Source organism: Arthrobacter sp. K41 (genome assembly GCF_059089645.1).
The window spans coordinates 38,787-52,493 of record NZ_JBNHEW010000010.1 but is presented as its reverse complement, the minus strand read 5'-3'; the positions used below and the strand labels follow the sequence as shown (position 1 = coordinate 52,493).

Genomic DNA, 13,707 nt, shown 5'->3' with positions numbered 1-13,707 from the left:
TCATGAACACACTTTTGCCCACCACCGTTGTCGGAAGCCTGCCGAAACCATCGTGGCTCGCACAGCCGGAGACTCTTTGGTCCCCGTGGAAGCTGGAGGGAGATGCGCTGCTGGAGGGCAAGCAGGATGCGCTGCGCATTGCCATCCACGAGCAGAGCCGACGCGGCATCGACATCGTCAGCGACGGCGAGCAGACCCGCCAGCATTTCGTCACGACCTTCATCGAGCATCTCAGCGGGGTCGACTTTGAACAGCGCAAGACCGTGCGCATCCGCGACCGCTACGACGCGAGCGTGCCCACCGTCGTCGGAGCGGTGCGCCGCGAGCGGCCGGTATTCGTCGGAGACGCTGAGTTCCTCCGCGCAACCACCGACCAGCCGATCAAATGGACTCTTCCCGGTCCAATGACCATGGTGGACACGCTCTACGATGACCACTACAAGAGTCGCGAGAAGCTGGCCTGGGAGTTCGCTGCGATCCTGAACCAGGAGGCAAAGGAACTGGAGGCGGCCGGCGTGGACATCATCCAGTTCGACGAGCCCGCGTTCAACGTCTTCCTCGATGAGGTCAAGGACTGGGGCGTGGCTGCGCTTGAGAGAGCGGCAGAAGGGCTGCGTGCGGAGACCGCCGTGCATATCTGCTACGGCTACGGGATCAAGGCGAATACTGACTGGAAGGCGACGCTCGGCTCACAGTGGCGGCAGTACGAGGAATCGTTCCCGCTGCTGCAGAGCTCCAGCATCGACATCATCTCGCTGGAATGCCAGAAATCCCACGTGCCCATGGACCTCATCGAGCTCCTCCGCGGCAAGAAAGTCATGCTCGGGGCAATCGACGTCGCAAGCGAGACCATCGAGACCCCGGAGGACGTCGCCAACACCCTCCGCAAGGCCCTGCAGTTCGTTGATGCGGACAAGCTCATCCCCAGCTCTAACTGCGGCATGGCACCGTTCCCCCGGGACGTCGCACTGGCCAAGCTGAGTGCTCTCAGCGCAGGGACGAACATCATTCGCGAGGAACTCGACCGCTCTACACCCAGGGTGTCATAACGATGTTTCACGCCTACCCCGCAGACACTTGGCTCGAAGCTCCGAAGCAAAGCTTCCCGCCCTCCCTCTCGGCCGACGAATTCAAAGCACTGTTCCGTGGCCACCCAGGAGGAGTCGCCGTCATCACGGCTGATGCCGGCGAAGGACCGGTGGCACTGACGGTATCGTCGGTCGTGTCAGTGAGTGCGGAACCTCCGTTGCTGATTTTCTCGGTGTCGGCACTGTCCTCTGCGTCCGAGGTGCTTTCGCGCGCCGAAACCGTCGTCGTGCACCTGCTGGACGCGCACGACGTCCACCTGGCGAAGTTTGGAGCGACCCCCGGCGCCGACCGCTTTGACCAGACGCACCGCTGGTCGGCCCTTGCAACCGGCGAAGCGGTGTATGACGATGTCCGCGCTTGGTTGCGCTGCGCCGTCATCAATCGCATGGAGATGGGGACCTCCACAATCATCGCCGTTCACGCCCTGGAGTCCCGCGTGATGCGTGACGTCCAAGCGGGCGAACCCGGCGACGCTCTGGTCTACCACAACCGTTCATGGCACCGTCTGGGCGAAGATTCCAAGCTTGAAGGCTGAGCGCCGCGCCAAAAACGCCAGGCAGCAAGCCGAACGGTTCACGACGGCGGGAGCGCAACTCCCGCCGTCGTCCTCGTCAACATCGGAGCGTCCATGGACTTCCTGAATGGCTCGGATGCAACCCTGTTCTACACGCATGCGACGCTTCGGTTCGCCCTCGAGAAGCTCCCACCGAAAGCTTTATTACGGCGTAATTGTCCAGAGTTCTTTGGACAATTAACGACGGTCACACCTCCCGCCAGGCTGCAGCTCTTCAGAATCATCAGGAGATTCAAAAATGACTACATCCCCATATACCCCAGCTGCCGCACTCAGTGCCGGACTTGGTAATCAAGCAGACGAAGCACAGGTCCTGGTCGAGAAGCGCTGGAATGTGCAGTTGCTTGGGCTACTAATGGTCCTGACTTTTGGGACTGGGATTGTCGATGCAGTCGGTTATCTCGCCCTTGACCACGTCTTCATCGGAAACATGACGGGGAACGTGGTGATACTGGGCATGGCCATGGCGGGAGCAGATGGCCTTCCAGTGCTAGGTCCTCTGACAGCGATGGTGTGTTTCTCAATCGGCGCCGCGGTGACCGGGCTGGTACTGAGAAAACGATCTGCGGAATGGCGCCTGCCAATCACGGTGCTGCTGCTTGTCGCAGGGCTCCTTCTTTGCTCCGTCGGGGCCCTAGCCTCCCTGGTCGGTAATAGCCTTTCCACCGATGTCCGAGTGATCATCTCTTCATTGGCGGCAGCTGCTATGGGAATTCAGGCCTGTGTAGCCCGAAAGCTCGCGGTCCGGGAAATGACAACCGTGGTCGTCACCTCCACCCTAACCGCGTTGTCGGGTGAGCTTTTCCTCGTAAGGGGGCACAAGGGATTGCTGAACAGGAGAAGTGCTGCGATTGTTGTGCTTCTTCTTGGTGCGGCTCTTGGCGCGCTGCTTGCCGGCGCCGGAGCCGGCCCTGCTTTGATCGTTTCCGGAGCCCTGATAGTTGTTGTGGCATTGCTGGGGCAATGGGGAGCCCGGATTCATCGTTTCCGTCTATCTACCTGAGCCGAGGCGCCGAAGAGGCAAAGAACGGGTAAAACCTGGCAGACCGGCGGAATATCCTCCGCTTAGAGCACACCCCAACCTGACACAGGGGCCCCTTGTTAGGCCCATATATAAGGGACTTCCATCCCGAGTGCGCTGAGAGGCTGGGTACCGCCGCCGCCCACAGCCGGGGACAATTCTCATGGGTTACCCACCACTACTGCCGCTCCGGGAGCTAATCCAGGGGCTCCCAATATCCAGCCGTGGATAACCCGAATTCACCCCATATATGGACGGAACAGAGTTACCCAGTGCAGCTTGTCGGAGCCTCGCCAAGCTGACGGAATATCCGTTATCAGCATTTGAAATAGGTGGGGAGTAGTAAGAAAGTGACCCTGGCACGATCGAAAGCCCACTGGCTTCTGGCGTCTTGAACAGGCACAGAAGAGACCATGGCAGGAAGGCCAAGCTGTCGAGGTGTTTGGCCGGGAATTCCGGTTGCGCTGGAATCTAGACCTTGAAGACGATGTGATCAAGTTGCCGCAGTACCTGCGCTACGCCAAGGTGGAGTGAAACCTCTCCCCTGCCGGCGCTGACGATATGCCGCAGCCCGAAGCGCCGAGAGCCTGTCGGATGGTCCACCCTCAGCGTTTCGTCGACTCCGCAAAGCTTAGAGGGACAAGCTCGCAGAGGGAGGCTACGGGGAACTTACTTCTCTTCCACCGCTGCGATAACTGCGGCCGTGACAGCGGGGGCGACCCGTGGATCCAGCGGGCTGGGGACGATGTAGTCCGCTGACAGGTCCTCCGCCGCGAGTTTGGCGATGGCGTAGGCGGCTGCGAGCTTCATGGCGGGGGTGATGCGGCGGGCCCCCGCGTCCAGGGCGCCGCGGAAGATGCCGGGGAAGGCCAGCACGTTGTTGATCTGGTTCGGGAAGTCACTGCGGCCGGTGGCCACCACGGCGGCATACTTTACGGCGACCTCGGGCAGCACTTCGGGGTCCGGGTTGGAGAGGGCGAACACGATGGCGTCCTGGTTCATCAGGGCAAGGTGCTCCTCGTCCAGCTTCGAGGAGGAGACGCCAATGAAAACATCAGCGCCGGCCAACGCCTCGGCCGGTCCGCCCGTGACGCCGCGGGGGTTGCTCCGGCCGGCGACGTCGGCCTTTTTACTGGTGGTGTCCGCGGCCAGGTCCGCACGGCCGCTGCTGATGACACCCCTTGAATCCAGCAGCACGACATCGGTGATGCCCGCAGCCAACAGGATTTCGGCGACGGCGATGCCTGCGGCACCCGCGCCGGAAACCACCACCCGCAGGCCTTCGAGGGCACGGCCGGTGACCTTGGCGGCGTTGGTCAGCGCGGCGAGGGCAACAACGGCGGTGCCGTGCTGGTCATCGTGCATCACGGGGCAGTCCAGGGCCTCGATGAGCTTTTCCTCCAGCTCGAAGCAGCGGGGTGCCGAGATGTCCTCGAGGTTAACTGCGCCGAAGCTGGGGCGCAGGCGGACGAGGGTTTCCACGATTTCGTCCACGTCCGTGGTGTTGAGCACCAGCGGAATGGAGTCAAGGTCGCCGAAGGTCTTGAACAGCGCGGACTTGCCCTCCATAACCGGCAGCGAGGCGCTGGCTCCGATGTTGCCCAAACCCAGGACCGCGGTGCCGTCACTTACTACGACCACCAGGCGCTCGGCCCAAGTAAGGGTGCGGGCGAGTTCGGGCTTGGCGTGGATGGCCCGGCTGACTTCAGCCACTCCGGGGGTGTAGGCGATGGACAGGTCGCGCTTGTTGGACAGCGGCACCGTGCTGGTGATGGAGAGCTTGCCGCCCTGGTGGGCGTCGAAGATCTCGGTTTCGCTCAGCGCGGTGGCTGCGCAAATATCAGTGGCTGCAATTGCGTCAATGGACACGTCGTTGTCTCCTGGTGCTCGCCGTGCAAGCACGGCACATGGGGCCCGAGCCCGGGCGGGCTAAGGGTAATGGAAGGGGTTTGTGGCTTGCTTAGTGATTGAGCGGGACGGGGAGGAGTTCCTGGAGTTCTTTGAGGGTGTAGCCGAAGGTTTCGCGGACCGTGACGCCGTCGGGTCCGGTGAGGAACACTGCCTTGTCGGTGTAGACGCGGGTGACGCAGCCGACGCCGGTGAGCGGGTAGGTGCAGGCTTCCACGATCTTGGAGGCGCCTTCGCGCGTGAGCAGGGTCATCATCACGAAGACGTCCTTGGCGCCGGTGGCCAGGTCCATGGCACCGCCGACGGCGGGAATGGCACCGGGTGCCCCGGTATGCCAGTTCGCGAGGTCACCGGTGGCCGAGACCTGGAACGCGCCGAGCACGCAGATGTCCAGGTGCCCGCCGCGCATCATCCCGAACGAGTCGGCGTGGTGGAAATACGAGGCGCCCGGGAGTTCGGTGACGGGGATCTTGCCGGCGTTGATGAGGTCGCCGTCGATCAGGTCCTCCTTGGCTTCGGGGCCCATGCCGAGCATCCCGTTCTCCGTGTGGAGCGTGATGTTCTGGTCCTCGGTGAGGTAGTTGGAGACCAGGGTTGGTTGGCCGATGCCGAGGTTCACAAAGGATCCCGGGGCGATGTCCTTGGCCACGAGCCGGGCGAGGTCGTCCCGGCCCAGCGGCGTGGTTGAGGTTTGAAGGGACGTTGCAATGCTCATCTCAAGCCACCTTCTCGGTTGTGCCGGCGGCGTTGCCGGCCGTGGGGACGCGGACGATGGTGCTGACGTAGATTCCGGGAGTGACGACGTTTTCCGGGTCCAGCCCACCGGTGGGCACAATCTCCGAAACCTGGACCACCGTGTGCTTAGCGGCAGCGGCCATGATCGGGCCGAAGTTGCGGGCGGTCTTGCGGTAGACGAGGTTGCCCTTGCCGTCGGCCTTGAGCGCCTTGATCAGGGCGACGTCGGCGTGGATGGGGGTCTCGAACACCTGGCCCCGGCCGTCGATGACGCGGGTTTCCTTGCCCTCGGCCAGCATGGTCCCGTAGCCGGTGGGGGTGAAGAACCCGCCGATCCCGGCCCCGGCAGCCCGGATCCGCTCGGCAAGGTTGCCCTGCGGCACCAGTTCCAACTCGATCTCCCCGGCCTTGTACTTGGCATCGAAGTGCCAGGAGTCGGACTGCCGCGGGAAGGAACAAATCATCTTCTTCACCCGGCCTTCCTTGATCAGCAGCGCCAGGCCCTGGTCGCCCTGCCCGGCATTGTTGTTCACCACGGTCAGGCCGGAAGCGCCGCAGTCCATCAACGCATCGATCAGTTCGAACGGCTGCCCGGCGTTGCCGAACCCGCCGATCATCACGGTGGAGCCGTCCTTGATCCCGGCCACGGCCTCCTGGACCGAGTCTACGAAGTTCAACATGGCTTAGGCCTTTCCTGTGCTGTTCCCGGAGGAGGCGGTCACGTTTTCGAGGACGACGGCCAGGCCCTGTCCGACGCCGATGCAGATAGCCGCGACACCCCACCGCTCGCCCGAGGCCTGCAGGGACCGGGCGAGGGTGCCCAGGATGCGGGTTCCGGAAGCGCCGAGCGGGTGGCCCATGGCAATGGCCCCGCCGTGCCGGTTTACGATCGTGGGGTCGATGCCCCAGGCGTTGATGCAGGCCAGGGACTGCGCGGCAAAGGCTTCGTTAAGTTCGACGGCGCCCACTTGGTCCCAGCCGATGCCCGCCTTCGCGAGGGCCTTGTTCGCCGCTTCCACCGGGGCAAACCCGAAGTACTGGGGGTCATTGCCGTGCGCGCCGCGGCCCGCGATCCGGGCGAGCGGCTCCAGCCCCAGCAGCCCGGCGGCCCTTTCACTGCCGATCCAGGCCGCGGAGGCGCCGTCGGACAGTGGGGACGCATTCCCGGCCGTGACCGTGCCGCCCACCTCGGCACCTTCCGGTTCGTTACGGAACACCGTCTTCAACGCGGCGAGCTTCTCAGGCGTGGAACCGGGACGGATGCCCTCGTCCCGCACCAGGTCCGTGCCCGGCACCGGGGCCACGAGGTTGTCGTAGAACCCCTCGTCCCAGGCGGCGGCGGACAGGTTGTGCGACTCCGCGGCGAACTGGTCCTGCTGCGCGCGGGTGACACCGTACTTCTCGCGCAGACGCTCGGTGGCCTCACCCAGGGAGATGGTCCACTCCTTCGGCATCGCCTTGTTCACCAGACGCCAACCCAAAGTAGTGGAAGCCAGAGTCATGTCCCCGGCCGGGTACGGCTTCTCCGTCTTGGGCAGCACCCACGGGGCTCGGGACATCGACTCAGCGCCGCCCACCAGCACCAAATCAGCGTCGCCTGCGTTGATCTGCCGCGAGGCGATAATCGCCGCATCCAGCGAGGAGCCGCAGAGCCGGTTCACGGTGGTGCCGGGAATGGACACCGGCAAACCGGCCAGCAGGGTGCCCATTCGGGCGATGTTGCGGTTCTCTTCACCTGCGCCGTTGGCGTTGCCGAACACCACCTCGTCGATCCGGTCGGGGTCAAGGGCGGGGGCGCGCTTCACGGATTCCTTGATGACGTGCGCGGCCAGGTCATCCGGGCGGACGGCGGCGAGGCCGGAGCCGAACTTGCCGAACGGGGTGCGCACGGCGTCGTACACAAAAGCCTGATTCATGTGGTTGTGTCCATTCCGGTGTTATCCATTTCATGGAACATCTGCTGTGCTGTCTTGAAGGCCCCGTCCTCGAGGTCCCAGGCAGCGTCGCCACTAAGGATCATTTGGAACTGGTCGGGCCTTAGCCAACGCTGGCGTGACGCTGGGGTTACGGCAATTTTGCTCACGGAGCGTTTTTTACGACTGAGGCGTCTTCAGCGTCCACCATTGGGAGGTTGTCCTTGAAGCTGTCGACGGCCATGGAGCGACGCCGCAATGCGAGAGCGGTGAGGAACCCCCCTACAGACATAAAGGTAAGGAGCCAGAAAAACGAGGACTCAAGCCCGGCTGCCTTGAATGACAGGGCGACCAGCTCTGTCGTACCGCCGAACAGTGCGAGTGCAATGGAGTGGGACAAGCCAACGCCCAGGACACGCAGGTGGGGCGGGAAGACGCCGGAGAAAACCGTCTGTTGGACCGCCCCGTGCATTCCGACAAACAGAATGACAGCCGCTGCTCCGACTGCGACGGATATGGCCGTGCCCGTGTTCGACATCAGCAGGTAGGCGGGCAGGATAAAGAGAACAGTGCCTGCTATCCCTGCGCAGTAGAGGGTGGACGGCCCGACTCGGTCACCCAGGGCCCCCCAGAAAAAGGAGGACGTCGCGAAGACAGTTAAAACAAACAGCATCGCGTAAGAGACCTGGCGGGGATCGATGCCAAGCGAGTTGATTCCGTACTTTTGTGCGTACGTGGTGAAGGTGAGCATCGTGGGGACGGTCAGTGCCACTGTGGAGAAAACCAGCAAGACAGAGGTTCGGTGGGCCTTACCGAATAGTTCCCGAAGGCCGCCGGGCCTGTGCGTTTCGGGGCTTTCTGCGGCGCGTTGTGCTGCGTGGACGAAAACGGGTGACTCAACCATCCGTCGCCGCAGGTACAAGACAACCACGGCCCCGATCAATCCAATGCAGAAGGGGATGCGCCAGCCGTACTCTGCCATCTGAGCTGGGCTGAGAAGGTTCTGCAGTAGCAGGAGCAGCAAGAACCCGCTGATCTGTCCTCCGAGGGAGGCGATGATGAAGATGCTCGAGAAGCGCCCGCGCCGCCCGGGCGGCGCTATTTCACGCAGTGTTGCCGCTACCGTGCCAAACTCACCGCCGTAGGCCAGTCCTTGGAGCACGCGGGCAATTAGAAGGATGACTGACGCGAGCACCCCGACCTGAGCATATGTGGGAGTTACGGCCAGCAGCAGGGTACCGACGGTGATAAGTGCCACAGAGATGGTTAGGGCCGGCTTACGGCCGTAGCGATCACCGATTTTGCCAAAGAACAGGGCTCCGAGCGGACGCACCAAGTAACCGACGCCGAACACGGCCGCTGATTGCAGAAGGGCGGAGGTGGTGTCGTTGGCGTTGAACATCTGAGGGGCGAAGTACACCGCAAAGGTGGCGTAGACCATCCAATCGAAGTACTCGATTGCTGTGCCGGCCGTGGCGGCAATTACCGCGTTCCGGCGATCACGCGGAGTGAGGGTTGCGGGGCGGGAAATGCTGGGAACTGTGCCCATGATGGCTCCTAATTTCCTTAGAACTTAGTTGTTCGGAATGAGGTTATGCGCTTCGCAGACCGAGTCCGGCCCATGCGGTATGGGCTGGAACTCATCGGTCCTGTAATTTCTCAGCCGCTGTGCCGGCCCAATTGAGCAAATTCTGGTTTTGTCATCCGCCCATGGCGTTTAACGCACCGACCGGCGGCCAGGACGTCCACGACGGCACCGGCGTGGCTGTAATCCGGGACGGCAAAAGCGGCGTCAACCACTGCTGCCGTCCCGGCCTGGCGAACTTCACGGAGGGCTATAACTGGCAGCCTTTCAGTTACGGCGAAGGCTGGGACATCTTGCTGGGTGAATGCAAATAAGGGGCGTCTCTCCCGCGAAAACTTGGGCGCTGTTAAGCAAGCGTTGCGGCGGCGTCACGGTGAACGTATCAGCGGGAGCGTTGGGCTCGCATCGTTGGGTCAGACTGGGCGGGACGCCAGCCGCAATGAGACGAGAAATTGCGGGCGCACCCAGGCCGGCATTACCAGCCCGATGGAGGCCGCCACAGAGGCGCTGGCACCGGCGATGTCCGCACCTCGCAGGCCTTCCCTTGTCATGCCGTGCCCAGATCCTTGCGGTTTAGGATCTTATTTAGCCGGTCCAACTTGTTCTTGGGACCAGTTCATCAGCGAAGGGCAATAGCCGAGCGCGCGCGTATCGTGACGCACGTCTCGCCCTGCCAGCGCCGATTCCGTGTCGATGCTGTGCAGGGCGACCCTGGCAGCGCCTTAGGCGTCAATCCCCACAAGGACGACACCCAGGGTTGCAGGGCTGTCCGTGCGGTTCCGCCAGGCGTGCCTGGTGCCGTTCTGCACCACGACGTCGTTCTCCTCCAATGTCACCTCGCCGGTGTCTGTCTCAAGTACAACCTGCCCCTTGACGACCCAAACATAGTCGACCGTTTGCGTGCGGTGGAATCCCGGCGCATCCGGCTCCATGCGTTCGGCGATACCTACCGCGTGCTTGGCGAACTCTTGGCCGGCGAGGACCGGATCGTACTCCGCAGAGAAGTACACAGAGTCCGGCGGCAGCGTCAGCAGCATGAACACCGTTCCGCCGGGGTCAGGATGCGTTGAGATGGTCGTCAGCGCGGCATCTTCTCCCTTCTTGGGGATCTTACCTCCGTGGGTTGTTCCCCAAAGTACGGATGTCTCAAATCCGGGTGTGTGCTGGAAGGAGTAAGCTCTGGGCTGGTCATAATCGGGGTTGATGCCGGACTTTCCGTCTTCTCCATTGACGACGACGACTCGCTTGCTCATGTCGCACCTTTCCTTGTTGTGGGGCAGTTGGGTGGCAATGCTTACTAGATGGTGACGACGACGTTCGTGAACCCGCCCTGGTCACGGTCCCGCGCGGCCTCGACGGCGTCGTTGACGTGTTCCAGGTCAAACCGGCGGTGTTCGTAGGTACTGAGATCGAGGGTCCCCGCCGCGATCATACTTGCCATCTCCTCACCCTCCGCGGTACTGAACCAGGCGCTGCCAAGGTAGCTGATCTGGCTGCACATGAGCCAGATCGGGTCGAGGTCGATGGTCTTGTCCATGCCACCAATGGTTACGATGCGTCCTCCGCGGGCAACGGAGTTGAATGCCTCCAACGTCACCGAAGGAGGCGTGCCCGGCCCGAGCGCCTCAATCATCACCTTCGGGCCAGTGCCGTTGGTTTGGTCCTTTGCCCACTGAGTGCAGGGGCCGTCCAGCGTGGAGTGGATAACAATCCGTCGAGGGTCCAATGCTCGGAGGCGCTCGAGCAGTTCGCGGTTTCGTGCGACGGCTAGAATTTTCGGGACCCCCATGGCCAGCGCACAGAGCACGGCACCGACGCCAAGGGTTCCGGTGGCTCCGTTGACGAGCACTGTCGTGGCACAACTGGCTTGCCCGCGGCGCAAGGCTCCATAGCTGGTGCCAAGATAGCCGAAGTGGCTCGCGTCCTCGTGGCTGACCTCATCGGGGAGACGGACGATGCTGTGAACCGGGGCGATCATGTATTCGGCGAAACCGCCTGAAGGGTAACGCTGGAACACGTCTTGTGACCCGGGCCCAAAGCCGAAGTACCCCCCGAAGGTGAACGCGGCACATTCGACCAGGTTGCCGGCGCTGCACTGCGCACAGGAACCGCAGCCGCGGGCAGGATTGACGTACACCCGCTGCCCGACTTCAAGTCCGGTCACATGGGGTCCGATCGCCTCGACCACCCCCGTCGGATCCAGACCAAAGATCGCAGGCAGTTCAGGAAGGGGAAGGAAGGGGAACCACTCGGAGTAGTGGTGGGTGACGTTCTTCAGGTTAGGCACAACGCCGCATGCGCGCACTCGAACGAGCACATCACTGCCGGTCGGTTGCGGGACAGGAATCGTGTCAATGCTGAACGGTGTTGCGACCTTGTGCAGTCGCGCAGCCCTCATGGTCGTGCTCATGTCACTCCTTTGTGTCGGTAAGTCAGTTGTTGTTTACGTTTTTCGCTGGCGGGAGGCTGGGGTGTGCTGCCACGGCGCTGCACACTCCCACTGATGGACCCTGGGCCCACGTGGACCTCCAAATCAAGGACTGCCGGACAGGATTCCCGTACCGGGCTGGGGAACTTCGCTTTCGTCCAAGCGTGTGCCAAGCAGGTCTTCGAGTGCTGTTTGCAGTTGCGTCTTTGCGTCTGCGGGCATCGTTTTCACCCGCCACGCAACGACTCCGTCCGGGCGAACCAGGATCGCTCCGTTCTCGTCGATTTCGCGGATACGCTGCCACGAAAAGTAGAGATCCTGGGCCTGGCAGGAACCAATAACCCTCGCTTCAAGCCACGGATATGAAAGAGCTTCAACCGCGTCGATCCACGCGGTACCTGAAAGTCCCGTAATGAGGGTGAATTTTCCGTACCCCACCAAATCGAGGGAGGAAATGCGATGGCCGGCGTCATCGACCAACCAGGCATGAGGCAGTTTCGCACCTGGCCGGGTGGTGTGCTGGGCGAACAAATCACTGTCCGACGCCCAGACCTCCGCGGGACCGCCGTCGGGAAGGACAGCGCCAGAGGTATACCGCTGGTTCATCTCCACTCCCAGCGCGTTCCACTCATAGTTCTTCAGATCGATGGCAGCGGCGAGTTTCTGGCGTGCCGCAACTCCGGCCGGCTCAGGCGACGCAAGCTCTTCCAACGCCAACGAGCCGCCACTCAACACGCCCTTGAGTGGCTCGAATTCGCGCCTGGAGTTGTTGGCGCGTTTGACGATCTGTTGGCCAACCGGGGCTCGTTCCTCCGTATAGGAGGACAAGAGCGACGGGTTCGCTGTGCCCTTGAGTACGTAGGCGAGCTTCCAGGCCAAATTAAAGGCATCTTGGATGCACGTATTGGCACCCAAGCCGTTGGAGGGTGGATGCCGGTGCATGGCGTCGCCACCGCACAGGATCCGTCCGCGCTGATATTCATTGGCGTAGGCCTCATTGACATACCACGGTCCAACAGAGGTGATCTCAGGTTCGAAATCCGGATCTCCGACGTACGCCCGGATACGCTCCCGCGCGGTTTCGAAGCTGAGGTCCGGCTTGCCGTGACTCACGTCAAAACCCCACCCTGCGATCCATAGATCCCACGGGCGCACAGACCTGAGAAGGCCAAGCCCGATTTCACCGACAGCGGCATCCTGATTCACAATCCAGGTCAGTGTTGCAGGTCGGTGCGCGATGTGCTTGGACAGGTCACCGCGGAACTGCGCGTACACCGTCCCGGCCCGACCCAACGTCCCATCCACCGTCAGCCCGGCATCCACCGCTACCTGCGAACGAGCGCCGTCTGCACCGATGAGATAGCGGGCACGGAATTCCCGCGTTTTACCGCTCGGCCGGTGTTCGATAAGGGCAGTTACCCCCTCATCATCCTGTACGGCGGACAGGTAAAGAGAGTTAAACTCGAAGGTGGCACCGCGCTGGGCCGCGGCGTTGACGATGATCGGTTCCAGCAACGACTGAGGTATATCCACAACCGAACTGGGACTGGCCTGCACGTAATCACCCAGCCGGTCAGATCCTGTACCGAAACTGCTGATACGGGCGATCTCAGCGCCGGTGAGGCTCGTCATGAACTTCGTTTCACCCATCAACGCGGCCGGAGTTGCCTGGGCCAGAACCTCGTGTTCGACGCCAAGGCTCCGGAAAACCTCCATCGTCCGCAAGTTCATGAAATGAGCGCGCGGAGTGTCAGAGAGCCAATTTGATCTGCTGATCGCGGTCGCACGTATCCCGTAAGTCGCAAGAGCCAGCGCGGTGGCCGCCCCCATTGGGCCTGTTCCGACAATCAACACATCGGCATCGAAGTCCGGATCGCTCTGTGTCACGGGTTCCGCCCTTCGGTGAGGTTCGCGACGTTGCGCTCTCCTGCTGGAGGGAAATCAGTATTCCCGTCAGCACTAAGTAGCGCGCTTGTGACGCTACTGGGGTGGTGAATCACAGTGTCCTGCTTTCCTTAGATATGAACCACTTTGTTCATGAACGGGTTTGGATGAATTGAGTAGGCGAACCGTCAGGTAGAGGACTTGGCGCTTCAGCCGTGGCGGTCCGTCGGATGCATCGCCGTCGAGGCGTGCAGTTCTTTCCGGAGGATCCTGAGCTTTCGGGACAGACGTCTTTCGGTCCTGACCAAACTCCAGGAACAGCCATCGGTTACTCGTTTCTGACAGACCAATATGGTCCACATCACTTTGCTATCGATAGCACATCATCTTTGCAGTTATTTTGTCAACCTTTACGTTTGAACAGGTATGTTTCGGAGGCCCGCAGGATGCGCAACTTCCCAGTCTGCAAATGTGAATGAACGCAGCCCGTCAGGGCCAGGCTGATAGCCGACCTTGGCCTGTCGCAGGGGATGATCGCGTGGTCCGGCAGGGAGCCGCAAAGTTGCAGGT

Annotated in this window: 14 protein-coding genes; 4 read left to right on the top strand and 10 right to left on the bottom strand. The window is 62.1% G+C overall.

Annotation, left to right across the window (positions count from 1 at the left end; all coding sequences use genetic code 11):
• The first annotated feature begins 2 nt into the window (after nt 1–2).
• The 3 genes from AC5RTE_RS16845 (at nt 3) to AC5RTE_RS16835 (ending at nt 2,666) form a co-directional block, all read left to right on the top strand.
• The gene (locus tag AC5RTE_RS16845) at nt 3–1,049 is read left to right on the top strand and encodes a methionine synthase (protein ID WP_494042524.1); all 1,047 of its coding nucleotides are present in this window, start codon (nt 3–5) and stop codon (nt 1,047–1,049) included.
• A 2-nt stretch (nt 1,050–1,051) separates the two neighbouring features.
• Nucleotides 1,052–1,624 carry a flavin reductase family protein gene (locus tag AC5RTE_RS16840; RefSeq protein WP_494042523.1) on the top strand — a complete coding sequence of 191 codons (573 nt, stop codon included), beginning with the start codon at nt 1,052–1,054 and terminating at the stop codon, nt 1,622–1,624.
• A gap of 277 nt (nt 1,625–1,901) precedes the next feature.
• Complete coding sequence (locus tag AC5RTE_RS16835) at nt 1,902–2,666, top strand: DUF1275 family protein (RefSeq protein ID WP_494042522.1); 765 nt, start codon at nt 1,902–1,904, stop codon at nt 2,664–2,666.
• 687 nt (nt 2,667–3,353) lie between these two features.
• On the opposite strand, the gene AC5RTE_RS16830 is transcribed toward AC5RTE_RS16835, so the two are convergent.
• From AC5RTE_RS16830 to AC5RTE_RS16805, 6 genes are all read right to left on the bottom strand, one after another.
• Nucleotides 3,354–4,553: an NAD(P)-dependent malic enzyme gene (locus AC5RTE_RS16830; protein ID WP_494042521.1), complete on the bottom strand. Its 1,200-nt coding sequence runs from the start codon at nt 4,551–4,553 to the stop codon at nt 3,354–3,356.
• A gap of 91 nt (nt 4,554–4,644) precedes the next feature.
• Nucleotides 4,645–5,307, bottom strand: coding sequence for a 3-oxoacid CoA-transferase subunit B (locus AC5RTE_RS16825; RefSeq protein ID WP_494042520.1), 663 nt, complete (start codon nt 5,305–5,307; stop codon nt 4,645–4,647).
• Between the two features lies 1 nt (nt 5,308).
• Entirely contained in the window at nt 5,309–6,007 is a 699-nt protein-coding gene (locus tag AC5RTE_RS16820) for a 3-oxoacid CoA-transferase subunit A (RefSeq protein WP_494042519.1), read from the bottom strand.
• 3 nt (nt 6,008–6,010) lie between these two features.
• Nucleotides 6,011–7,243, bottom strand: coding sequence for a thiolase family protein (locus AC5RTE_RS16815; RefSeq protein ID WP_494042518.1), 1,233 nt, complete (start codon nt 7,241–7,243; stop codon nt 6,011–6,013).
• The gene (locus AC5RTE_RS16810; RefSeq protein WP_494042517.1) at nt 7,240–7,410 is read right to left on the bottom strand and encodes a hypothetical protein; all 171 of its coding nucleotides are present in this window, start codon (nt 7,408–7,410) and stop codon (nt 7,240–7,242) included. The genes AC5RTE_RS16815 and AC5RTE_RS16810 overlap by 4 nt, the downstream gene beginning before the upstream one ends.
• Nucleotides 7,407–8,789: an MFS transporter gene (locus AC5RTE_RS16805; RefSeq protein ID WP_494042516.1), complete on the bottom strand. Its 1,383-nt coding sequence runs from the start codon at nt 8,787–8,789 to the stop codon at nt 7,407–7,409. Before AC5RTE_RS16805 ends, AC5RTE_RS16810 begins: the two co-directional genes overlap by 4 nt.
• Nucleotides 8,790–8,950: 161 nt before the next feature.
• On the opposite strand from AC5RTE_RS16805, the gene AC5RTE_RS16800 reads away from it, so the two are divergent.
• Nucleotides 8,951–9,139: a hypothetical protein gene (locus tag AC5RTE_RS16800; protein WP_494042515.1), complete on the top strand. Its 189-nt coding sequence runs from the start codon at nt 8,951–8,953 to the stop codon at nt 9,137–9,139.
• Nucleotides 9,140–9,238: 99 nt separating this feature from the next.
• Here the strand turns inward: AC5RTE_RS16800 and AC5RTE_RS16795 are convergent, their stop codons facing one another.
• From AC5RTE_RS16795 to AC5RTE_RS16780, 4 genes are all read right to left on the bottom strand, one after another.
• The gene (locus tag AC5RTE_RS16795; protein WP_494042514.1) at nt 9,239–9,376 is read right to left on the bottom strand and encodes a hypothetical protein; all 138 of its coding nucleotides are present in this window, start codon (nt 9,374–9,376) and stop codon (nt 9,239–9,241) included.
• 171 nt (nt 9,377–9,547) lie between these two features.
• Nucleotides 9,548–10,078, bottom strand: coding sequence for a cupin domain-containing protein (locus AC5RTE_RS16790; protein ID WP_494042513.1), 531 nt, complete (start codon nt 10,076–10,078; stop codon nt 9,548–9,550).
• Between the two features lie 44 nt (nt 10,079–10,122).
• Nucleotides 10,123–11,235, bottom strand: a complete 1,113-nt coding sequence (locus tag AC5RTE_RS16785; protein WP_494042512.1) for an alcohol dehydrogenase catalytic domain-containing protein — start codon at nt 11,233–11,235, stop codon at nt 10,123–10,125.
• Nucleotides 11,236–11,358: 123 nt separating this feature from the next.
• Nucleotides 11,359–13,140 (bottom strand): FAD-dependent monooxygenase, encoded by a 1,782-nt coding sequence (locus AC5RTE_RS16780; protein ID WP_494042511.1) that lies wholly within the window; start codon nt 13,138–13,140, stop codon nt 11,359–11,361.
• Nucleotides 13,141–13,707: the final 567 nt, after the last annotated feature.

Bases quoted from the DNA above. Each gene is read 5' to 3' on its own strand.
- AC5RTE_RS16840 (WP_494042523.1), top strand. From the start codon at position 1,052: ATGTTTCACGCCTACCCCGCAGACACTTGGCTCGAAGCTCCGAAGCAA.
- AC5RTE_RS16835 (WP_494042522.1), top strand. From the start codon at position 1,902: ATGACTACATCCCCATATACCCCAGCTGCCGCACTCAGTGCCGGACTT.
- AC5RTE_RS16785 (WP_494042512.1), bottom strand. From the start codon at position 11,235: ATGAGCACGACCATGAGGGCTGCGCGACTGCACAAGGTCGCAACACCG.
- AC5RTE_RS16795 (WP_494042514.1), bottom strand. From the start codon at position 9,376: ATGACAAGGGAAGGCCTGCGAGGTGCGGACATCGCCGGTGCCAGCGCC.
- AC5RTE_RS16820 (WP_494042519.1), bottom strand. From the start codon at position 6,007: ATGTTGAACTTCGTAGACTCGGTCCAGGAGGCCGTGGCCGGGATCAAG.
- AC5RTE_RS16815 (WP_494042518.1), bottom strand. From the start codon at position 7,243: ATGAATCAGGCTTTTGTGTACGACGCCGTGCGCACCCCGTTCGGCAAG.
- AC5RTE_RS16825 (WP_494042520.1), bottom strand. From the start codon at position 5,307: ATGAGCATTGCAACGTCCCTTCAAACCTCAACCACGCCGCTGGGCCGG.
- AC5RTE_RS16790 (WP_494042513.1), bottom strand. From the start codon at position 10,078: ATGAGCAAGCGAGTCGTCGTCGTCAATGGAGAAGACGGAAAGTCCGGC.
- AC5RTE_RS16805 (WP_494042516.1), bottom strand. From the start codon at position 8,789: ATGGGCACAGTTCCCAGCATTTCCCGCCCCGCAACCCTCACTCCGCGT.
- AC5RTE_RS16800 (WP_494042515.1), top strand. From the start codon at position 8,951: ATGGCGTTTAACGCACCGACCGGCGGCCAGGACGTCCACGACGGCACC.
- AC5RTE_RS16845 (WP_494042524.1), top strand. From the start codon at position 3: ATGAACACACTTTTGCCCACCACCGTTGTCGGAAGCCTGCCGAAACCA.